The sequence below is a fragment of the Microvirga mediterraneensis genome (assembly GCF_013520865.1).
In the GTDB taxonomy this organism is placed as follows: Bacteria; Pseudomonadota; Alphaproteobacteria; order Rhizobiales; family Beijerinckiaceae; genus Microvirga; species Microvirga mediterraneensis.
In genome coordinates, this window is record NZ_JACDXJ010000001.1 from 2853445 (window position 1) to 2874500 (window position 21056).

Below are 21056 nucleotides of genomic sequence, written 5' to 3' on the forward strand. Positions count from 1 at the left end.
GCTTCCGACAAAAGAACATCGCGCAAAGACGCGGGACTCCAGAGGAGAATGACACAACATGACGATCCGTTCGAAATTTCTCGTCGCGAGCGTCGCGACGCTTATGGCCGGCGTTGCCGTTCCGGCGATGGCCGTGACGTTGCGCTATGCCAACCAGGGCGATCTGAAATCCCTCGACCCCTATACGGTGAATGAGACGACCACCAACGCCCATCTCGGCCATGTCTATGAGGGCCTGACGAGGCGCGGCAAGGATCTGGCCATTCAGCCCAGCCTCGCCGAGCGTTGGGAAATCAGTGAGGATGGCCTGACCTGGCGCTTCTTCCTGCGCAAGGGCGTCAAGTTTCACAACGGCAATCCCTTCAACGCCGATGACGTGATCTTCTCGGCGAACCGGGTGCGCGCGCAGGGCTCTAACTTCCAGACCCGGGTGCCGACCAACTCGGAGTGGGTGAAGGTCGACGATTACACCGTCGACGTGAAGCTCAAGTCGCCCAACCCCATCCTGAACTCCCAGTGGGATACCTGGTACATCCTGGATAAGGAATGGGCCGAGGCGAACAATGCGGCGTCGCCGACGCCCGCGGCCGCAACGACTCCGAGCTATGCGTCGCTCAATGCCAACGGCACGGGACCATTCAAGATCGAAAGCCATCAGCCGGGCGTCAAGACTGTCTTCAAAGCCAACAAGGAATGGTGGGACAAAGCCCAGCACAACCTCGACGAGATCGTCTTCACGCCGATCGGCTCCGACGCCACGCGTGTCGCCGCGCTGCTCTCCGGCGAAGTGGACGTGATCGAGCCCGTTCCGCTGCAGGACATTCAGCGCGTCAACGGCAGCGCCAACGCAAAAGTGCTGTCCGGGCCTGAACTGCGCACGATCTTCCTCGGCATGGATCAGACACGCGACGAGCTGTTGTTCTCGAATGTCAAAGGCAAGAACCCGTTCAAGGACAAACGCGTCCGCGAGGCCTTCTACAAGGCCATCGACATCGAAACCATCAAATCCCGCGTCATGCGTGGCATGTCCACGCCTTCCGCACTCATGATCGCGCCGGATCTCTTCACTTATTCGAAGGATTTCGTGCGTCCGAAATACGATCTCGAAGGCGCCAAGAAACTGCTTGCGGACGCCGGTTACCCGAATGGCTTCGAAGTCGGCATGGACTGCCCGAACGATCGCTATGTCAACGACGAAGCGATCTGTCAGGCCGTGGTCAGCATGCTGGCTCGCGCCGGCGTCAAGGTGAACCTGATGGCCCAGCCGAAGGCTCAGTACTTCGGAAAGGTGCTGAAGTCCGGCAACTACAACACCTCCTTCTATCTGCTTGGATGGACGCCGGGCACGTTCGACAGCCACAACGTGCTGCATGATATCGAAGGCTGCCGCGACAACCCGCAATCGTCCCGCGGCGAATCGAATCTCGGCAACTTCTGCAACAAGCAGCATGACGAGCTGACCGACAAGATCCTGGTCGAGAGCAACAAAGACAAGCGCGACCAGATGATCAAGCAGGCCTTCCAGATCACGTTCGACGAATATGGCTACATCCCGCTGCATCAGCAGGCGCTGGCCTGGGGCGTCTCCAACAAGGTGAAGCTCAGCCAGCGCGCCGACAACTCGGTGCTGCTGTATTGGGCGACGAAAGAGTAGTGCGCGCCTGATCGCTCGTCCCGGGCAGAGTGCTGCCCGGGACAATTCATTGAGAAGGTCTCAGGTGGAGTTTTCGCCGGAGCCTGTGCGATCAAGAGATCATAAATGTTTGCTTTTATTATCCGACGTGCCCTTCAGGCCATCGGTGTACTATTCGCCGTCGGGATCATTTCGTTTGCGATGTTCCGCTTTGCAGGCGATCCGGTCAATCAGATCGTATCGCTCGATACACCGGCTGCGGAGCGGGAGCAGGTCCGTCGCTCCCTTGGCCTTGATGATCCCGTGCCTTTGCAGTTTGTCCGCTATCTCGCGAAAGCCGCTCAGGGCGATTTCGGAGTTTCCTACCAGTTCCGTCAGCCTGTGGCCGATCTCTTGGCCGAGCGCATGCCGGCAACGCTCGAGCTGGCGTTGTGCGCCACTCTGTTTGCGACTGGCTTCGGTGTTCTCATGGGCGTCTATTCGGGACTGAAACGGGACAGCGTCCTGGCGAAGGTGTTCCAGACGGTTTCGCTTGTCGGCATCTCGCTTCCGACCTTCCTGATCGGCATTCTGCTGATCTACCTTTTCTCTGTCACCCTCGGTTGGCTCCCGTCCTATGGGCGAGGCGACACCGTGCGGATCGGCTGGTGGTCGACCGGACTTCTCACCCTGTCGGGTCTGAAGGCGCTCATCATGCCGTCGATCACACTCGGCCTGTTCCAGATGACGCTGATCATGCGCATCGTCCGGGCCGAGATGCTCGAAGTGCTGCGCACCGATTACATCAAGTTCGCGCGGGCGAGGGGGCTGACGACACGGGCCATCCATTTCGGACATGCGCTCAAGAACACCCTGGTGCCGGTCATCACCATCGTGGGCCTGCAGTTCGGCTCAGTGATCGCCTTCGCGATCATCACGGAGACCGTGTTCCAGTGGCCGGGCATGGGTCTGCTGTTCGTCCAGGCCGTGCAGAACGTCGACATCCCGATCATGGCCGCTTACCTCATGCTCGTGGCGCTCATCTTCGTGGCGATCAATCTCGCGGTCGATATTCTCTACACCATCGTCGATCCTCGCCTGAGGACGTCGATCCGGCAGCCGGCCTGAGGAGGCAGAGATGGCGGAAGCAATTCAAGCGGCGCCCGCGCCTCGATCGCAGCCGATGTCATGGGCCGGCCGCTTTCTCGACAGCGACGTCTGGGCCAGCTTCAAGCGGTCCAAGCTGACGATGGCGGCAGCCTTCCTGACATTCCTGTTCATGGCGGCCGCCGTTCTGGCCGGCCTTGCGCCGCGGGATCCGTTCGATCCGGCGCAGCTCGACCTGCTGAACAGCCGTCTGCCGCCGCTCTGGGATGCGGAAGGGCAGGCGCCCTTCCTGCTCGGCACGGACGAGCAGGGCCGCGACATCTTCTCGGCCATTCTCTACGGCCTGCGGATCTCGCTCGCCGTCGGCTTCCTGGGCGTCGCCTTCTCGGCCACGCTCGGCATCGCGCTCGGCCTCATCGCGGGTTATGTAGGCGGTACCACGGACGTGATCATCATGCGCGTCGCCGACGTGCAGCTCACATTCCCGGCGATTCTCATCGCTCTGCTCGTCGACGGCGTAGTGAAATCCGTGCTCGGGGGGCAGCTCGACGGCGTGACGACTCTGTCCGTGCTCGTCTTCTCCATCGGCCTGAGCTTCTGGGTGCAGTATGCGCGCACGGTGCGCGGCTCCGTGATGGTGGAGAAGAACAAGGACTACATCGCCGCCGCGAAGCTCATCGGCCTGCCGGCGCCGGTGATCATGTTCCGGCACGTCCTGCCCAATGTGCTGGGTCCCGTGCTCGTCATAGCCACGATCAACCTCGCGCTCGCGATCATCACCGAGGCGACCCTGTCCTTCCTCGGCACCGGCATGCCGGAGACGATGCCCTCGCTCGGCACCCTCATCCGCATCGGCAACAATTACCTGTTCTCCGGCGAGTGGTGGATCATTGCCTTCCCGGGCGTCGCCCTGGCGCTGCTGGTGCTCGCCATCAACCTCCTGGGCGATTGGTTGCGCGACGCGCTCAATCCGAAGCTGCGATGAGAGGATCGCTCATGGCTCAACCTGTCCTCTCCGTCCGCGACCTGCGGGTCGAGTTCGTCACCCGGCGCGGCATCCTGAAGGCCATCGACGGTATTTCGTTCGACATCGCCAAGGGCGAGGTCCTCGGCGTCGTCGGTGAATCAGGCGCCGGCAAATCGGTGACGGGCTCTGCCGTCATCGGCCTCATCGATCCGCCCGGACAGATCGCCGGCGGCGAGGTTCTCCTGTCGGGGCTTCGCATCGACAATCTGCCGCCGGAAGAGATGCGCAAGGTGCGCGGCAAGCGCATCGGCATGATCTTCCAGGACCCGCTCACCAGCCTGAACCCCCTCTACCGGGTCAGCGAGCAACTCGTCGAGACCATCCGCACACATACGAATCTCTCGGCCTCGGCTGCGCGAAAACGCGCCATCGACCTTCTGGCCGAGGTCGGCATTCCGGCGCCGGACAAGCGGATCGACAGCTACCCGCACGAGTTCTCGGGCGGCATGCGCCAGCGCGTCGTCATCGCGCTCGCCCTGTGTGCCGAGCCGGAGCTCATCATCGCCGACGAACCGACGACCGCCCTCGATGTGTCGGTTCAGGCGCAGATTATCGCGTTGCTGAAGCGGCTCGGGCGCGAGCACGGCACGGCCATCATGCTGGTCACGCACGACATGGGCGTGATCGCCGAAACGGCCGACCGGGTCGCCGTCATGTATGCGGGCCGCATCGCGGAGATCGGGCCCGTGCGCGAAGTCGTGCAGAGCCCGCTCCATCCTTATGCCAAGGGGCTGATGGGCGCGATCCCGTCTCTCGAGAACGATACGGATCGCCTCGTGCAGATTCCCGGCTCCATGCCGCGCCTTTCGGCCATTCCGCCCGGATGCGCCTTCAATCCGCGCTGCCCTTATGTGTTCGACCGCTGTCGGGTCGAACGGCCCGAGCCCGTCCAGCACAGCGAGCATCGCGTCGCCTGCCATCTCTACGATCAATCTTCCGTCCGCTCGGAGGCCGTCGCGTGACCGAGAACTCTTACGTCGAAGTCAAAAACCTGCGCCGCGTGTTCGACGTCTCCAGGCCCTGGCTCAACCGGGTCCTCGAGGGTGGTGAGAAGCAGTACCTGAAGGCGGTCGACGGTGTCTCCTTCAGCATCGCCAAGGGCGAGACCTTTGCCCTCGTCGGCGAGTCCGGGTCTGGCAAGTCGACGGTGGCCCGTATGGTCGTCGGCCTCCTGCCGCCCACGAGCGGGGAGGTGATGATCGACGGCGTGTCCATGTCGAGCAGGGCCGCTTCCACCGAGCGCCAGCGCCTGCGACGGCGCATCCAGATGATCTTCCAGGATCCCTATGCCAGCCTCAATCCCCGCTGGCAGGTCGACCGCATCGTCGCCGAGCCGATCCGCGCCTTCAATCTGATCGGTAGCGAGAAAGACATCGCCGACCGGGTGGGCGAGCTCCTATCGCTGGTGGGATTGCATCCGGCGGACGGTCGGAAATATCCGCATGAATTCTCCGGAGGCCAGCGCCAGCGCATCGCGATCGCGCGCGCGCTCGCGTCCAATGCGGAGTTCATCGTCTGCGACGAGCCGACTTCCGCCTTGGACGTGTCCGTCCAGGCACAGATCCTGAACCTCATGCGCGACCTGCAGGATCGCCTGGGGCTGACCTACCTGTTCATCAGCCACAACCTCGCCGTGGTGCGCCATATGGCGAGCCGCATCGGCGTGATGTATCTCGGGCGCATCGTCGAGATCTCCAACGGCCGAGAACTTTTCGCCCATCCGAAGCATCCCTATACCCGCATGCTGCTGGATGCGGTGCCGGACGTGGGCATGACGGGACGCCAGCGCATCCCCGTTCAGGGCGAGATCCCGAACCCGATCAATCCGCCGAGCGGCTGCACCTTCAATCCGCGCTGTCCCTTCGCCAACGACCGCTGCCGGGCAGAGATCCCGCCTCTGGTCGGAGGCGTGGCCTGCCACGCGATCCATGAGGGGCGTCTGTCAATCGACGCGGCGGCGTGAGGGGTAGGATACCCACCATGTCATAGCCGGCCTTGTGGCGGCTGTCTCACTTCGGTGAGGCACGACGGTTCAATTAACCGGGATCATCGGAATAAGGACTGTGATGACATAGAGTTCGGCTCTGAGGCCAAGCTTCCCAGTCGTCAAAATAGTTGACTCAGTCAATCATCTGCAGGATTCTCCTCGGCAGGGAGGCGGTCATGTCTCACATGCCGAATGTGCCGACGAACGAGCAGATCGAGAAGGTGAGGAGCTTCAACCGCTTCTACACGCGTCATATCGGTCTTTTGAACGAGGGGCTGCTGGAAAGCGCATTCTCGCTCACGGAAGCGCGGGTGCTCTACGAGCTGGCCCATCGCCATCCGGTAACGGCCGCCGACCTGGGACGGGACCTCGGGCTCGATGCCGGCTATCTCAGCCGTCTGCTCAAAAGGTTCGACGCTAAGGGCCTGCTCCGGCGCACTCCTTCTCAGGACGACCGGCGCCAGCTTCTTCTGTCCCTGACGGAGGAGGGCATCGCCGCATTCGCGCCGCTGAACCAGGCATCCGCGACCCAGGTGGCTGCCATGCTGTCGGAACTCTTGCCCGGCGATCGGGAGCGGCTCGTTCAGTCCATGGCCACGGTCGAGCGTCTGGTCGGGAATGGGGCGACATCCGATCCTTCCTACAATCTGCGTCCGCACCGGATCGGGGATATCGGGTGGATCGCGTACCGGCAGGGGCTTCTCTACGCCCAGGAATACGGTTGGGATGAAAGCTTCGAGGCGTTGGTAGCGGAGATCGCCGCTTCCTTCGTCAGGAATTTCGACCCGCGATGGGAGCGCTGCTGGATTGCCGAACGCCATGGAGAGATCATCGGCAGCGTCTTTCTCGTGCGCTCGTCCGATGAGGTCGCGAAGCTCCGGCTGCTCTATGTGGAGCCTTCCGCGAGGGGGCTCGGCCTCGGACGCCGTCTGGTCGACGAATGCATCGGCTTCGCCAGGGAGAAGGGCTATAGGACGCTGACCCTGTGGACCAACGATGTGCTCGTTGCGGCGTGCGGCATCTATCGAGCGGCGGGCTTCAGGCTGGTGAAGGAAGAGGCGCATCATTCCTTCGGGAAGGACCTCGTCGGGCAGACCTGGGATCTCGACCTGTGAGACGGCAGGAGAGGCTTGCCCTTGCGGCGGCCGCCGCGACGGGCGTCCAGGTCGGCGCCGCCATGGTCGCGACGCGCTTCGTGGTCCAGGATATCGGCCCGGCATCGCTGGCTTTCCTACGCTACGCCATCGCTGTTCTCTGCCTCGTCCCGCCCTTGCTGATGAGCGCGCGGGTTCGGTTCGCCATCCGCGACCTCATGGTCGTCTTGGGCCTCGGCATCGTGCAGTTCGGTATTTTGATTGCGCTCTTGAACCTCGGACTCCGGTTCATCTCGTCCACCCGGGCAGCTCTCTTGTTCGCGACCTTTCCGCTGATGACCATGATCATCGCGGCGTTTCTAGGCCGGGAAGATCTCAGCCGTGCGAAAGTCGCAGGCGTCGTCCTGACGATCGTCGGCGTCGGGATGGCGTTGGGCGAGCGGCTGATCGTGCAAAGCGCAATCGAGGAATGGATCGGAGCCCTGCTGGTGCTCGCCGCTGCCCTGTGCGGCGCCATATGCTCGGTGCTCTACCGCCCCTATCTCGCCCGCTATCCGACTCTGCCCGTCGGGGCCTGGGCCATGCTGGCCTCGGTCATGTTCCTGGCAGCACCCGCCGGTGTGGAAGGGCTCTTCACCGAAGAACCGCGTCTAGGTCCATCAGGCTGGATCGCTGTTCTGTTCATCGGCCTGTCGAGCGGGATCGGTTACGTGCTCTGGCTTTGGGCGCTCAAGAACACCACTCCGACCCGAGTCACGGTGTTCCTCTCACTGAGCCCGATCACGGCGGCATTGCTCGGTATCTGGTTTCTCGGCGAGCCCTTGACGGCTGGCGTTTTGCTGGGACTTGCCGGTGTCGCGGCCGGGCTTTGGCTTGCGACCAGGAACCCACGGGCTCTCGGGTAACGGCCATGCACCCTCAACGACACTTGCCGCTTCGGAGCATCCAGGATGGCATCAGGTGTCAGGCGCTGCTTGAGGTGATGAAGATTAACATGGTGATAATGTCGGGATTGGCCAGTAAAACATCATAAATCGACGCAACTAGTAGATTCATAGCGTAGCTTTATCGAAGCTGTGCCTTATTCAAGTGCGACAATCACAACTCTGTGTGGTGGAATTAGCTTTGGAAACGATCTGCTCTGTGCGCGTTTAGTCTCTGTCTTACATGGCGAACAGCCACCCTCAACGAAAGCACTGGAGACACTGATGAAGAAGCTCGCGATTTTCGCTGGCGCTGGATTTATGGTTCTTGGCGGCATGGGTGCTGCTCTGGCGCAGTCCTCCCCGGCGATTTCCGGAACGCCCGGCTCGCTCTTCCCGGAGGCCGCTCCGCATGAGATCCGCATGATCAACGGCGTTCCCTGCCGCACGGTCCTCGATCCGAACACGCGCGATACGCGCATTCCGATTGCCTGTGCCGGTCAGGTGAGCGGCGTCGTGGCCCCGATGGGTGGCGATGTCGTGACCACGGGCAGCATTGTTCCCGCACCGGTCGGACCCATGATGGCAGCCCCGATGCCGATGGCTTCGCCCGATCCCTATGCGGCTCCGCATGAGATCCGCACGGTGAACGGTGTTCCCTGCCGTACTGTTCTGGACCCGAACACCCGCGATACCCGCATTCCTGTGTCCTGCGGCTACTAACTACGCATTCACTCATGAAAGGCGCGGGCTGAAACGCCCGCGCTTTTCCGTATGCGTCCATCAAAGAAAAACCCTCATGGCGTGCCATGGGGGTTTTCCGTTGTCGCGATGCGGGCTTATTCGGCCGCCTGCCTCAGCGGGAGGAATCCGATGGACTGACGCTGCGGACCTTCCTGCTTGAGGGTCCGAAGCATGTCCTCGTATTCCCGTTCCATCTCGGGAGTCACGGACGGGCGGGTCTCGCGCAGGGCCTGTTCGAAATGGGCCATGGTCACATGCTCCGCCTGGAGCGATTCCCTCAAGGCGAGAAGCCCCGCGCGGCGGGTGAGATCCTCGAGGTCCGCCCCGGTGAAGCGGCTCGTCCGTTCGGCGATGGCGTCGAGATCCACGTCCGGGCCGAGCGGCATCGTCTTGGTGTGTATGCCCAGGATATGGCGGCGCCCCTGCGCGTCGGGAACCGGCACGTAGATCAGCTCGTCGAAACGGCCCGGACGGAGCAGGGCAGGGTCGATGAGGTTCGGCCGGTTCGTGGCCGCCATGACGACGACGCCCTGCAACTCCTCGAGGCCGTCCATTTCCGCCAGGATCGTGTTGACGACCCGCTCCGTCACGGCGGGCTCGCCCAGCCCGCCGCCACGAACGGGAGCAAGGGAGTCGATCTCGTCGATGAAGATCACGGTCGGGGCGACCTGACGGGCCCGGGCGAAGAGGCGCGACACCTGCTGCTCGGATTCGCCGTACCATTTCGAGAGAAGGTCGGAGGATTTAGTCGCCACGAAATTGGCCTGGGCTTCCCGGGCGACGGCCTTCGCCAGGAGAGTCTTGCCGGTGCCTGGAGGGCCGAACAGCAGGAAGCCCTTGGCCGGGCGGATGCCGAGGCGGCGGAAGGATTCCGGACTCTTGAGCGGCAGTTCCACACCCTCGCGCAGCCGGGTGCGAGCCTCTTCGACGCCACCGATATCGTCCCAGGTCACGTTGGGCACCTGGATCATGATCTCGCGCAGGGCCGAAGGCTGGACGCGCTTCATGGCGTTCATGAAATCCTGCCGGGTGACTTGCAGGCTCTCGAGCACGTTGGACGGGATCCCATCCCTCAGGTTGATGCCGGGCAGGATGCGCCGCAGGGAATCCATGGCGGCTTCCCGAGCCAGCGCGGCCAGATCGGCTCCGACGAATCCGTAGGTCGTGCGGGCGATGTCCTCCAGGTCGACGTCCTCGGCCAGGGGCATGCCGCGGGTGTGGATGCCGAGGATCTCCCGGCGTCCGGACTCGTCAGGCACGCCGATGACGATCTCGCGGTCGAAGCGGCCCGGACGGCGAAGAGCCTCGTCGATGGCCTCGCGCCGGTTGGTTGCGCCGATCACCACGATATTCTGGCGGGGCTCCAGGCCGTCCATGAGGGTGAGCAGCTGGGCGACGATCCGCCGCTCGACCTCGCCCGTAACCTCTTCGCGCTTGGGCGCGATGCTGTCGATCTCGTCGATGAAGATGATGGCGGGGGCGTTCTGCTGCGCTTCCTGGAAGACCTGCCGAAGCCTCTGCTCCGACTCGCCGTAATGACTGCCCATGATCTCGGGGCCGGCAATGTGGAAGAACTGCGCCTCCGTCTCGTTGGCGACGGCCCGCGCCAGCCTGGTCTTGCCGGTACCGGGAGGCCCGTAGAGCAGGACGCCTTTCGGCGGATCGATGCCGAGGCGCTGAAAGAGCTCTGGGTGGCGAAGCGGCAGTTCCACCATCTCGCGGACCTGATCGACCGTGCTGCCGAGGCCGCCGATATCGTCATAGGTCACGTCGGCGCGGCGCGCCTCCCGCGGCTCCTCGAATTGCGGTCGAAGTTCGATTTCGGTCTCGGCCGTCACATGCACGATGCCGCGCGGCTGGGTCGAGACGACGACGAGGCGGATCTCCTGCAGGCCATAGGCCGGGATGTTGAGAAAGCCTCGCATCTCCTCCGGCAGCCGCTGGCCCGACGAACGCTGCGAATAGACCGAGGTGGAAATCACGTCGCCCGCCGTCAAGGGACGCTGGTAGAAGGTCCGCTTCAGGGCATCGCCCGAGCCCTGGAGGCGCAGCCCTTTCTGGGCCGGCGCGAGCACGACGCGGGTCGCCGGCCGCACGTCCGCGCGCTTCACCTCCACGTGGTCGCCGCTGCCTACGCCTGCATTGACACGCTGCAGGCCGTCGAGACGAATGATGTTCAGGCCTTCGTCTTCAGGATAGGGTGTGACGGCGATGGCCGTAGTGTGACGCTTGCCGACGATTTCGACGGCTTGACCTTCCTGGATGCCGATTTCGGCAAGCGACTGCCGGCTCATGCGTGCGAGGCCCCGGCCCGAATCGTCCGGCCGGGCATTCGCGACCTGAAGGCGTACACTCTGCCCATCGTCTGCCATTGCTGTCATCCCTTGTTCGTGCGCTTCCGATGCGGTGGCAGGCGAGGAGAGGCGCATGCCGTCTCAAGGCCTCCCGGGTGCCACGCAGACAGGCTTCGCGGGCGGCGAAACCGCAGGGCCAACGCCACATACTTGGAATTGTTGCAGGCAACGCTCTGCAGGTACGACGCTACGAGGTAGCCCGGTCCGACGGCGCCCAAAGCCGCTTGAGCGCTTCTTCCACCTCGACCTCGTCCGAGGGGGCGGCGAGCAGGACGCCGGCGATGGGCATGAAGGGCGCGATCTTGGGGAGCCTCATGGAGCCCTCTGCACCCTTCTCGGAATTGTCATCCACCGGCGCATCGATCAGTTCCCAGCTGTCGAACAGGTCCATGGACGAGTGGCCGGGAAGATTCGGGCCGAGATAGGGGACGATCTCCACCCATGGCCTGCCGTTGGATCGGGGAGTCACCTTGGTGACCTGTCCGAAGAAGCGGGTGAGCGGACAGCGGACGAAGTCGCCCGGCACCGGCATTCGAGCCTTCTCGATCTCCAAAGCCGTTTCGGCTTCGCCAAGCTCCGCGCGTAGCTTGGCAATGCGTTCCACCAGCTCCGCAACGCGCTTCGTGCAGGGGCTGCCATGGTCCCCGTTCAAGGTCGAAACGAGCGACAAGCTCGTAGCGGAATCGATATCCGTCACTGGAAACGCCCTCATGACGGCCCTCCTCTGATCCTTCAATTGTGGAGCGTCTCGGCGGGAGAGCAAGGAGCCATGAAGACTCAGATGGAACTCAACCTTGGCGCATGGGGGTTATAGGAAGAGGTAGCTTGAGAGTAGGAGGCGGCATGGGTCGCGGTCGCCGTGCGCTGGTTCGGATTGTGAGCATCATGGGAGGATTGGTGCTCGCGTCTGTCGTTTGGGCCCAGGATCCGGCACCGCCGCTGCCTCCGCCCAGGCCCGACAGCCCGGTCGAGCCAATGCCATTGCCCCCGCCGAGGCCGGATCGTCCCGCCGCGCCGGAGCCTAGCGCCGAAAATGCGCCGGAGGAGGGCGCCTCTTCCGAACAAAAGGCCGAAACCGGAAGCGAAACCGGCGATGCCTGCCTCCAGCGCCTCACCCAGCTCGGGCTCCATTTCGAAAAACGCCCGCCCGTGAAGGAGAACAGTTGCAGCATCGAAAACCCGGTTCTGGTCTCCGCGCTGCCCAATGGGGTCACGGTCGTGCCGGCCTCGCTCATGGGATGCCCCGTGGCCGAGAGCATCACCCGTTGGATGAGCGACGCGGTCGCGCCCGAGGCCGAGCGTCAGTTCCAGAGCGCGCCGACGAAGCTTCTCATCGGCACCTCCTATCAATGCCGGGATCAGCGGAATGGCGCGAAGCTGAGCGAACATGCCTTCGGCAACGGCCTCGACGTCATGGGCTTCGAATTCGCCAAACGGCCTGCGCTGACGGTCGGAAGCCATGAGGAGAATTCGCCGGAGGCGTCGTTCCAGGCGGCGATCCGGAAAGCCGCCTGTCCGATCTTCAATACGGTGCTCGGACCGGGCTCGGATTCGGATCACGGCAATCACCTTCATCTCGATCTGCGCCAGCGCAAGGGCGATTACCGGATCTGCCAATAGATCCACGGGAACAGAGACCCCGGCCAGCGCCTTTTCTGTGCACGACCTTTTCCGGTGGAGTTCGCCATGAGATGCGTTGCGTATGCTGCCCTTGGAATCATGTGCCTGTTGGGTTCGGCTTCCGCCGCACCTCAGGCGTTGAACCTGGACGCCGTGAACAAGGCCGAGTGGTCGGCCGAGACAGGCAAGGGCAAGGAGATCGATCCGGCTCTCGTCAAGATACAGGTTCTGCTCGACCGGGCCCGATTCTCGCCCGGCGTCATCGATGGGCATAATGGCGAGAACCTTCGCAATGCGATCAAGGCCTTCGATGCTGCGCACGATCTCAAAGCCGACGGGAAACTCGATGAGGAATCCTGGGCCAAGCTCAACGAGACTTCGTCCGAGCCCACCCTGATCGAGTACACGATCAAGGCTGAGGACGTGAAAGGCCCCTTCGTTGCCATTCCGGAAAAGATGGAGGACCAAGCCAAGCTCGACCATCTCGGCTATTCCAGCGCGGAGGAACTCCTGGCCGAGAAGTTTCACATGGACATGGATCTGATCAAGACCCTGAATCCCGGCAAATCCTTCGACAAGGCCGGGACGTCCATCCTCGTCGCCAATGTCCGGACGAAACAGTCGGAGCCGGAGAAAGTGGAGAAGGCCTCGAAGATCGAGGTCGTGAAGAACGAGCACATCCTGCGCGTTCTGAACAAGGACGGCTCCGTCGTCGCGACCTATCCGGCGTCCATCGGCAGCGAGGAGAAGCCGGCGCCCAGCGGATCGTACACGGTTCGCGCCGTGGCTCCGAACCCGAACTACACATACAATCCGGACTATGCCTTCAAGGGCGTCAAGACCAAGGAGAAGTTCGAGATCAAGCCTGGACCGAACAATCCTGTCGGAAGCACATGGATCGATCTATCCATCGAGTCCTACGGCATCCACGGGACGCCCGAACCTGAGAAGGTCGGAAAAGCCTACTCACACGGTTGCGTGAGGCTGACGAACTGGGACGTCGAAGCCTTGTCCAAGATGGTCGAGAAGGGGACGCCGGTCGATTTCATCGACTGACGATCTCAGGCCTGCACGATCGGCGCATCCACGGTGCAGATGACCCCTGACGGGGCGAACGTGATGTGCACTTCGCCGTTCAAATCCTGTGCGAGGCTTCGCTCGATCAACCGAGTGCCGAAGCCGCGCCGTCGAGGGGGCTCGACCACCGGCCCGCCACTTTCGGACCATGTGAGATGCAGGCGCTTCTCACCTGTCTGCTTGACGAACCAGGCGACCTGGACCTCACCGGACGTGTTCGACAGAGCCCCATATTTCACGGCATTGGTGGCAAGTTCCTGCAGGGCCATTGCGATCGCGAGCGCCATGCGCGGTGTCAGGCGGACATCCGGCCCTTCCAGATGAAGTCGGTTCTCGCGCTCGTGGCGATAAGGAGCCATGGCTCCCCTGACGATCTCGATCAGGCCGGCTCCTTCCCAGTTTTCCCGCGTCAGCACGTCGTGGGCTCGGGACAGGGCGAGCAGCCGCGCCTCCATCGAGGCGCGGGCCGCTTCCGGATTGTCTGCGTTGCGAAGGGTTTGGGATGCGATGGATTGAACGGTCGCCAGGGTGTTCTTGACCCGATGGTTCAGTTCATTGATCAGAAGCTCACGGTGCTCCTCGGCCTTCTTCCTCTCGGTGATGTCGACGGAGATGCCTGGAAATCTCACGGGCTGGCCGGCGGCTCTGTAGCAACGCCCCTGGGCGAACACCCAGTGGATCCGCCCGCTCTTGTCGATCGTGCGGTACTCGGCAGCCAGGGTCTCGCCTGTTTCCAAGGTCTGCTGGATCTGTTCCTCTATCCGGCTCCGGTCGTCCGGGTGAATGCCGCTGACGAAGTCTGCGATGGGAGCACCCGCCGCAGCGGCCTCGGTTTCGACACCGTAGAGGGAGGCGAAGCGCTCGTCCGCATAGACGAGATCGGATTGAATATCCCAGTCCCAGGTCCCCACGACGCTCGCTGCGGTCAGCGCGAGCTGGAGCCGTTCCTCGCTTTTGCGCAGGGCCGCCTCCGATCGAAGGCGCTCGACCGCATCCCAGGTCCGCTCGGCGACATCCTCGATGAGCTTGATCTCACCCGAACTCCAGAGGCGAGGCTCCTTGTCATGAACGTAGAGGGCGGCGACCATGCGTCCGCGCTTGATCAGGCTGACCGTGATGACGGCGCGGAGTTCGAGATACGCAAAGGCGCTAAGGTGATCGGGCGAGTTGGTGCGCGGATCGGCAGCGGCATCATTGACCACAAGCGTTTCGCCACGCTTAAGAGCGCCGTGGATCTCCGGGCCGAACGCCGCGAGGTCGTGGGTTCCCGTCCGATGGGCAACCGAGCCGTCCGTCCAGTTGTGCTCCGTCGTGAAGTAGCGGGCCGTTGCCTCGACCTCACCATAGCCGACGCGGCTCGCACCGAGATGCTGGCCGAGCATTTCCTGTGCCGCCGCGATCACGTCGATAGGCTCGTTCAAGCCGCGCAGGCGGTCGCTCAGGCGCACGAGAAACTCAAGGCGACGCTCGCTGAGAACCTTTGCGGTCGTGTCATGAACGATGCAGAGGATCCCGCCGACACCACCGGTCTCGTCATGAATGGGGCTATAGGAGAACGTCCACCAAGTTTGTTCCGGATAACCGTTGCGCTTGAGGATAATGGGCAGGTCCTCGAAGTAGCTGGCTTGTCCGAGGAACGCCCGTTCGGCAATCGGGCCGACCGTGTCCCAGGCTTCCGCCCATACTTCGCGGAAGGGTCGTCCCAAGGCGTCAGGTTTCGAGCCTAAGACCGGCGCATAGGCATCGTTGTAGAAGCTCGTCAGCTCCTGTCCCCACAGCATGTAGGTCGGGAACTTGGAATGGAGCATGATGCTCACGGCGGTCCGCAGGGAATGCGGCCATGTCTCGATTCGGCCGACAGGTGTGGATGCCCAATCGTGATGGCGAATGCGCTCACCCATGGACCCTCCGTGTGCAAGGAAGTCAGGTCCAGGTTTCATACGCTCCTGCATCAAGTGGGCTCGCTAACACGCAGACAAATACAATGTTCATGGACGATAGAAAGTTCGCCAGGCGGCTGTGAGGTCCACAGTCTACATATGAAACGCCGTCCCGCTTTTTCCAGAGCTTGGCTTTAGATGTGGTGAAGCGGCATTCAAACGGTAAATTGACACGCTGTCGTGTTTGACTTGCTTTGGTGCGAACCGATAGCCTTGTTGAGTGATGCTGAAGCCAAGATCTGCATCCATGGTTTGGGTTCCCAGCAAGCGATGAGGACGATGTGACGAAGCTGATTGGTATCTCGGGAAGCCTCCGCCAAGCCTCCTACAACGCCGCGCTGCTGCGGAACGCGGCGGGGCTGATGCCCGAGAATGCGGAACTCGTTGTCGAAACGATACGGGGGATCCCACTTTACGATGCGGATGTCGAGGTCAACGAGGGTATTCCCCAGCGGGTCATGGAGTTGAAGGACGCCGTTGCGGCTGCGGACGGCCTGCTTCTCGTAACTCCGGAATACAACAATTCGATTCCTGGCGTGTTCAAGAACGCCATCGATTGGCTCTCTCGGCCGGACTCGGACATCAAACGCGTTTTCGGCGGCAAACCTGTGGCCGTCATCGGAGCCTCGCCGAGTGGGTTCGGGACGATCCTGTCACAGAATGCGTGGCTTCCGGTTCTGCGGACGCTCAGGACCGATTTCTGGGCCGGCGGCCGCCTGATGGTGTCGCGCGCACAGACGGTCTTCAACCAGGACGGCAGTTTCGCGGATCAGAAGATCGAGGAGCAGCTGCGCCAGTATCTCGCGGGTTTTACCGCCTACGTCCAGTCGACGCGGCGAACTGCGCCCTGATCTCAGTCTTCGTCGCGATGCCGGAACGGGGTGGCTTCCGACAGCTCTCCGGCGGCCTCGGAGACATAGAGGCGTTCCTGCTCCAGGTAGTCCTGAACCGCCCGCCGCAGGGACGGATCGGCGATGTCGTGCGCCGATGAGGTAATGACGGGTCTATAGCCCCGGGCGAGCTTGTGCTCTCCCTGGGCTCCGGCTTCGACCCGTGCGAGGCCGCGAGCAATGGCGAACTCGATCGCCTGATAGTAGCAGACCTCGAAATGCAGGAAGGGGTGATCCTCGATGCAGCCCCAGTTGCGGCCGTAGAGGCGCTTGTCGCCGATGAAGTTGATCGCCCCGGCGATATAGCGCCCGTTCCGCTTGGCCATGACGAGCAGGATCCGGTCGGCCATCCGCTCGCCCACGAGGGAGAAGAAGCGGCGGTTGAGATAGGGGCGTCCCCATTTGCGCGAGCCCGTGTCCATGTAGAACGCGAAGAAGGCGTCCCAATGGGCCTCCGTGATCTCGCGGCCCGTCACCCATTCGATGGAGATGCCGTTCGAGAGGGCATCGCGCCGCTCGCGCCGGATGGCCTTTCGCTTGCGGGAGGCCAAAGCCGCCAGGAAATCGTCGAAGCTGCCGTAATGGTCGTTGAACCAGTGGAACTGCTGGTCGTCCCGGCGCAGGAACCGTTCCGAGGTCAGCGCCTCGAGGTCCGTCTCCTGCAGGAAGGTCGCGTGGATGGAGGAGGCGTTCGTCTGATCCCGCAGGGCGCGCAGTCCCGCGATCAGATAGGAGCGGATCTCCGCCGCCCGAGGGCCGTCCGGCACCAGGAGGCGGGGCCCCGTCACCGGCGTGAACGGCACCGCGACCTGGAGTTTAGGGTAATAGTGCCCTCCCGCCCGGGTATAGGCGTCAGCCCAGGAATGATCGAACACATACTCGCCCATGGAATGGGACTTGAGATAGCAGGGCGCCGCGCCGAGAATTTTTCCGGCCTCATCCTCGAACAGGACATGAAGGGGGGCCCAGCCGGTCTTTGCCCCCACGCAGCCGGAATCCTCCAGGGTGGACAGGAAGGCATGGGATACGAACGGGTTGAACGGGTCGTCGTCGCCCGAGCGCATCCCGATGGCACAAGCGTCCCAGTCGGCGGCGGCGACCGCACCGAGACCTTGGGCAATTTTGACCTGGATCGTCACCGCGTGGAAGGATCTCGCCTTTGCGAACTAAGAGCTAAGCGCTTGGCGGGATCCTTGCAACCATTGCGGCAAAGCGTCAGGGGATGAAGCCCTCGAAGACCATCTGGTCGGCGTGCTTCTCCGCGCGGGCGCGGTCTTCCGGGTTGCGCACGGTCCAGGTCATGACGGGCAGGTGGCCCAGGATCCGGCTCAGATGGGTCGACGCGCAGGGGATGTCCTTCACGCGCCAGGACAGGAAGTGCGGCTGCGTCTCGGAGAAATGCAGCAGGTTGGCCATCCGGTGCTTCTGCTCGGGGGACAGGAAGCTGTCCGACTTGGAGGCATATTCCAGCTCCCCGATGAAGCCGCGGGTGATGGTCGGCGTGTTCTCGCGAAGATAGGCCACGATATCCGGGTCGAAGGACTTCACGACGAAGGGGCCGCTGTAATCCGCCAGGATCTCGATGACCCGCTTGGTGAGCCGCATGTCGCCGTTGAACTTGCTCTTGATCTCGATGACCAGCGGCGTACGGCCGGCGATCGTGCCGAGATAACCCTTGAACGACGGAATCTTGTCCCCGCCCATGGTGCCGGAGATATCGATGCGGGTCAGCGCCGAGAGGTTGCGCTCAGCCACAAGCCCGGTCTCGCCCGTGAGGCGGTCGAGCTCGAAATCGTGGAAGACGACGGCCTCGTTGTCGGCGGTCAGCTGGACGTCGAGCTCGATGGGGAAGCCGCGCGCGATGGCGGCCTCCGCGGCCGAGATCGTGTTCTCGATGATGCCGTTGGCTTTGTTGTGGAGGCCGCGATGGGCGATGGGCTTCGCGACGAGCCAGCTCGGGGTGCTCATTGGACTTCGAACATTCCTTCGACTTCGACGCAGGCATCGAGGGGCAGTTCCGCGACGCCGATGGTGGAGCGGGCATGGCGGCCCGCGTCGCCCAGGACCTCGACCATCAGGTCGGAGGCGCCGTTCATGACGGGGGCAAGGGCCGCGAAGCTCGGCACCGCATTGATGAAGCCGCCGAGGCGGACGCAGCGCGTGACCTTGTCGAGATCACCGACCGCGGCCTTGAGCTGGGCGAGCAGGTTGATGGCGCACAGGCGAGCCGCCTCCTGGCCGGTCTCGGAGGAGATTTCCGCTCCGAGCTTGCCCTTGTGACCGTCGGCGATCTTGCCGTCGAGGCCGAGGCAGAGCTGCCCGGAAATGACGATCAAATTCCCGGTCCGAACGAACGGGACATAATTCGCGACCGGCGCGGCCGGTGTCGGGAGAGTGATACCCAAATCCTGAAGTTTCTTGTCGATTGCGCTCATGGAAGCCTCGTTCCGTGACATCATCCGGACGGAGTAGTGGCGGATGAGCCGTAAGGACGCAAGCGGGAACATTGCCCTGTCCGCAAGAGGATCCTATCTTGGCTGCCATTGGATCGGGAGTAGATATGCGGTTCCTCGTTGTAGCCTCGGGTCTGTCCATCGCCTTGCTGGCGACGGCTTCTGCAGAAACGGCGAAACCGCCGGTCCAGCTGGTGCCTCATAGAGCCGTCTATGACCTCACCCTTCTGCGGGCCGGTGGCTCCAATGGCGTCGAGAATGCCAGGGGGCGCATCGCCATGGAATTCGGCGGCGATGCCTGCGACGGCTACACCCTCAAGTACCGGCAGGTCACCATCCTCAACAGCAGCGAGACCGGCTCGAACACCGTCGACATCCAGACGGCGACCTACGAGACCGGCGATGGCCGTTCGATGCATTTCAAGTCCACCTCGTTCCGCCAGGGCATGATCAAGGACGGCGAAGTGGACGGCGACGCCAAGCTCACGCCCCAGGGCAGCCTCAACGTCGATCTCAAGCAGCCGAAGAAAAAGGCCTTCCAGGCGAAGGGCGAGACGGTGTTCCCGACCGAGCACCTCAAGCGCCTGATCGAGGCCGGGCGGCGCGGGGACAGCACCCTGTCCGTGAAGGTCTATGACGGCTCGAACAAGGGCGACAAGGTTTACGACACGCTGGGCCTGATCGGCCGCAAGATCGAGGCAGGCGCCGCCACGGCATCTCTCGAGGACGTTGCCCAGGGCGAAAAGCTCGCCTCCGTCGCACGCTGGCCCGTGACCATCAGCTACTTCGAGGAGGGCAAGGGCGACCGGGGGCCGGTCTACACGATCTCGTTCGAGCTCTACGAAAACGGGGTCAGCCGCAACCTGAAACTCGATTACGGCGATTTCGCCCTGAAGGGCGACCTGAAGAGCCTGGACGTGCAGGCACCGAGCGCCTGTCAGCGCTGATTCAGCTCTTGCGCAGCACGATTCCCTTCTGGACTGCGTTCACGCCGAACTTGTCGCGGATCCTGTCGATGGCGGCCTCCATATGGGCCTGCCGCACGACGCTCTGATCGGCCAGATCGCCCTTGTCCGCGTCGGCCGCGTCGCAAAGGTCGGCCGCTCCGATGCCGATCAGGCGAAAGGCCGTGCCGTCGCAGGAGGCTTTGAGGAGCTGCCGGGCCGGATCGAACAGGCGCGCGGCGAGCTGGGTGGGCGCCAGGCCCGAGCGGGTGCGGGTCAGAAGCCGGAAATCCCTGTCCTTGAGTTTCAGGGTCACGCTCCGCCCGGCGAGGCCGGCGGCCTTGAGGCGGCGGGAGACCTTTTCCGAGAGCCGCCACAGAATCGGCTCCAGATCCTCGAAGGAGCGCAGATCCGTCTCGAAGGTGGTTTCCGCCGAGACGCTCTTCGTCTCCCGCTCCGGGTTGACCGTCCGGCGGTCCTCGCCCCAGGCCAGCCGGGAGAGACGCTGCGAGTCGCGGCCCAGGGCTTCGAACAGGGTCTTGAGAGGCACATCGCGCAGATGGACGATCTGCGTCACGCCCACCTTGGCAAGCCTGGCCTGGGCCGAGGCGCCGATCCCCGGAATGATCCCCACGGGTTTGTCGGCGAGGAAATCCGCCGCCTCCTCGCGTCCGATGATGGAGAACCCTCGCGGCTTCTGAAGGTCCGAGGCGATCTTGGCCAGGAACTTGTTGTAGGAAAGCCCGACGGAGATGCTGATCCCGATCTCCGTCTCCACCTTGCGGGCGAAGCGGGCGAGGGTGAGGGCGGGGCTTCCGTGGTGCAGCCGTTCCGTCCCCGTCAGGTCGAGAAAGGCCTCGTCGATGGACACGGGCTCGACCAGCGGGGTCAGCTCCCGCATGAGCTGGCGCACATCGCGCCCGGCCTTGCTGTACTTCTCCCCGTTGGGCTTGATCACCGTGGCGTGGGGGCAGAGCTTGAGCGCCTGGAACATGGGCATGGCCGAGCGCACGCCATAGGTGCGCGCCACGTAGCAGGCCGTAGAGACGACCCCGCGCTTGCCGCCGCCGATGATGACGGGCTTGTCCGCGAGGCTGGGATCGTCCCGCTTTTCCACAGCTGCGAAGAAGGCGTCGCAATCCACATGGGCGATGGAGAGGCTGTCCCGCTCCTTGTGCCTGAGAAGGCGAGGGGAGCCGCAGGCCGCGCATCGTTCCGCCAGCGGGCTGGGGGCGAGCGTCAGGCAGTCACGGCAGAAGGGCGCTTCGCTCATCGATGGCGGAA

General features: G+C 63.3%; 19 protein-coding genes. 12 read left to right on the forward strand and 7 right to left on the reverse strand.

What is annotated here, in order from left to right; translation table 11 throughout:
• Positions 1 to 103 precede the first annotated feature (103 nt).
• The 8 genes from H0S73_RS13485 to H0S73_RS13520 all read left to right on the forward strand — a co-directional run bounded on the left by H0S73_RS13485 (position 104) and on the right by H0S73_RS13520 (position 8473).
• Positions 104 to 1654 carry an ABC transporter substrate-binding protein gene (locus H0S73_RS13485; protein ID WP_425488223.1) on the forward strand — a complete coding sequence of 517 codons (1551 nt, stop codon included), beginning with the start codon at positions 104 to 106 and terminating at the stop codon, positions 1652 to 1654.
• Positions 1655 to 1759: 105 nt separating this feature from the next.
• Complete coding sequence (locus H0S73_RS13490) at positions 1760 to 2740, forward strand: ABC transporter permease (protein ID WP_181052645.1); 981 nt, start codon at positions 1760 to 1762, stop codon at positions 2738 to 2740.
• 10 nt (positions 2741 to 2750) lie between these two features.
• A complete protein-coding gene (locus tag H0S73_RS13495; protein WP_181052646.1) occupies positions 2751 to 3704 on the forward strand; it encodes an ABC transporter permease in 954 nt (317 codons plus the stop codon).
• 11 nt (positions 3705 to 3715) lie between these two features.
• Positions 3716 to 4708 (forward strand): ABC transporter ATP-binding protein, encoded by a 993-nt coding sequence (locus H0S73_RS13500; RefSeq protein ID WP_181052647.1) that lies wholly within the window; start codon positions 3716 to 3718, stop codon positions 4706 to 4708.
• A gap of 38 nt (positions 4709 to 4746) precedes the next feature.
• Positions 4747 to 5709: an oligopeptide/dipeptide ABC transporter ATP-binding protein gene (locus H0S73_RS13505; RefSeq protein WP_181054336.1), complete on the forward strand. Its 963-nt coding sequence runs from the start codon at positions 4747 to 4749 to the stop codon at positions 5707 to 5709.
• A 200-nt stretch (positions 5710 to 5909) separates the two neighbouring features.
• Positions 5910 to 6848, forward strand: a complete 939-nt coding sequence (locus tag H0S73_RS13510; RefSeq protein WP_181052648.1) for a bifunctional helix-turn-helix transcriptional regulator/GNAT family N-acetyltransferase — start codon at positions 5910 to 5912, stop codon at positions 6846 to 6848.
• The gene (locus H0S73_RS13515) at positions 6845 to 7732 is read left to right on the forward strand and encodes a DMT family transporter (RefSeq protein ID WP_343058361.1); all 888 of its coding nucleotides are present in this window, start codon (positions 6845 to 6847) and stop codon (positions 7730 to 7732) included. The genes H0S73_RS13510 and H0S73_RS13515 overlap by 4 nt, the downstream gene beginning before the upstream one ends.
• Positions 7733 to 8035: 303 nt before the next feature.
• Complete coding sequence (locus tag H0S73_RS13520) at positions 8036 to 8473, forward strand: hypothetical protein (RefSeq protein WP_181052649.1); 438 nt, start codon at positions 8036 to 8038, stop codon at positions 8471 to 8473.
• 116 nt (positions 8474 to 8589) lie between these two features.
• Here H0S73_RS13520 and H0S73_RS13525 read toward each other — a convergent pair whose 3' ends face one another.
• Both H0S73_RS13525 and H0S73_RS13530 read right to left on the reverse strand, forming a co-directional pair.
• Positions 8590 to 10866, reverse strand: a complete 2277-nt coding sequence (locus H0S73_RS13525) for a CDC48 family AAA ATPase (protein ID WP_181054338.1) — start codon at positions 10864 to 10866, stop codon at positions 8590 to 8592.
• A gap of 169 nt (positions 10867 to 11035) precedes the next feature.
• A complete protein-coding gene (locus H0S73_RS13530; protein ID WP_181052650.1) occupies positions 11036 to 11560 on the reverse strand; it encodes a hypothetical protein in 525 nt (174 codons plus the stop codon).
• A gap of 131 nt (positions 11561 to 11691) precedes the next feature.
• On the opposite strand from H0S73_RS13530, the gene H0S73_RS13535 reads away from it, so the two are divergent.
• Together H0S73_RS13535 and H0S73_RS13540 are read left to right on the forward strand one after the other, a co-directional pair.
• Positions 11692 to 12468 carry an extensin-like domain-containing protein gene (locus H0S73_RS13535; protein ID WP_181052651.1) on the forward strand — a complete coding sequence of 259 codons (777 nt, stop codon included), beginning with the start codon at positions 11692 to 11694 and terminating at the stop codon, positions 12466 to 12468.
• A gap of 66 nt (positions 12469 to 12534) precedes the next feature.
• Positions 12535 to 13524, forward strand: coding sequence for a L,D-transpeptidase family protein (locus tag H0S73_RS13540; protein WP_181052652.1), 990 nt, complete (start codon positions 12535 to 12537; stop codon positions 13522 to 13524).
• Between the two features lie 5 nt (positions 13525 to 13529).
• Here H0S73_RS13540 and H0S73_RS13545 read toward each other — a convergent pair whose 3' ends face one another.
• A complete protein-coding gene (locus tag H0S73_RS13545) occupies positions 13530 to 15446 on the reverse strand; it encodes a PAS domain-containing sensor histidine kinase (RefSeq protein WP_181052653.1) in 1917 nt (638 codons plus the stop codon).
• Between the two features lie 320 nt (positions 15447 to 15766).
• On the opposite strand from H0S73_RS13545, the gene H0S73_RS13550 reads away from it, so the two are divergent.
• On the forward strand, positions 15767 to 16336 hold the full coding sequence (locus tag H0S73_RS13550; RefSeq protein WP_181052654.1) for an NAD(P)H-dependent oxidoreductase: 570 nt from the start codon (positions 15767 to 15769) through the stop codon (positions 16334 to 16336).
• Between the two features lie 2 nt (positions 16337 to 16338).
• On the opposite strand, the gene H0S73_RS13555 is transcribed toward H0S73_RS13550, so the two are convergent.
• From H0S73_RS13555 to H0S73_RS13565, 3 genes are all read right to left on the reverse strand, one after another.
• A complete protein-coding gene (locus H0S73_RS13555; protein WP_181052655.1) occupies positions 16339 to 17514 on the reverse strand; it encodes a GNAT family N-acetyltransferase in 1176 nt (391 codons plus the stop codon).
• Between the two features lie 76 nt (positions 17515 to 17590).
• Positions 17591 to 18343: a glycerophosphodiester phosphodiesterase family protein gene (locus H0S73_RS13560; RefSeq protein WP_181052656.1), complete on the reverse strand. Its 753-nt coding sequence runs from the start codon at positions 18341 to 18343 to the stop codon at positions 17591 to 17593.
• Positions 18340 to 18810 (reverse strand): RidA family protein, encoded by a 471-nt coding sequence (locus tag H0S73_RS13565; RefSeq protein WP_181052657.1) that lies wholly within the window; start codon positions 18808 to 18810, stop codon positions 18340 to 18342. The genes H0S73_RS13560 and H0S73_RS13565 overlap by 4 nt, the downstream gene beginning before the upstream one ends.
• Positions 18811 to 18935: 125 nt before the next feature.
• Here H0S73_RS13565 and H0S73_RS13570 point away from each other — a divergent pair, with 125 nt between their 5' ends.
• Positions 18936 to 19775 carry a cell envelope integrity EipB family protein gene (locus tag H0S73_RS13570; protein WP_181052658.1) on the forward strand — a complete coding sequence of 280 codons (840 nt, stop codon included), beginning with the start codon at positions 18936 to 18938 and terminating at the stop codon, positions 19773 to 19775.
• A 1-nt stretch (position 19776) separates the two neighbouring features.
• Here the strand turns inward: H0S73_RS13570 and H0S73_RS13575 are convergent, their stop codons facing one another.
• Positions 19777 to 21045, reverse strand: a complete 1269-nt coding sequence (locus H0S73_RS13575; protein WP_181052659.1) for a DNA polymerase IV — start codon at positions 21043 to 21045, stop codon at positions 19777 to 19779.
• Positions 21046 to 21056 lie beyond the last annotated feature (11 nt).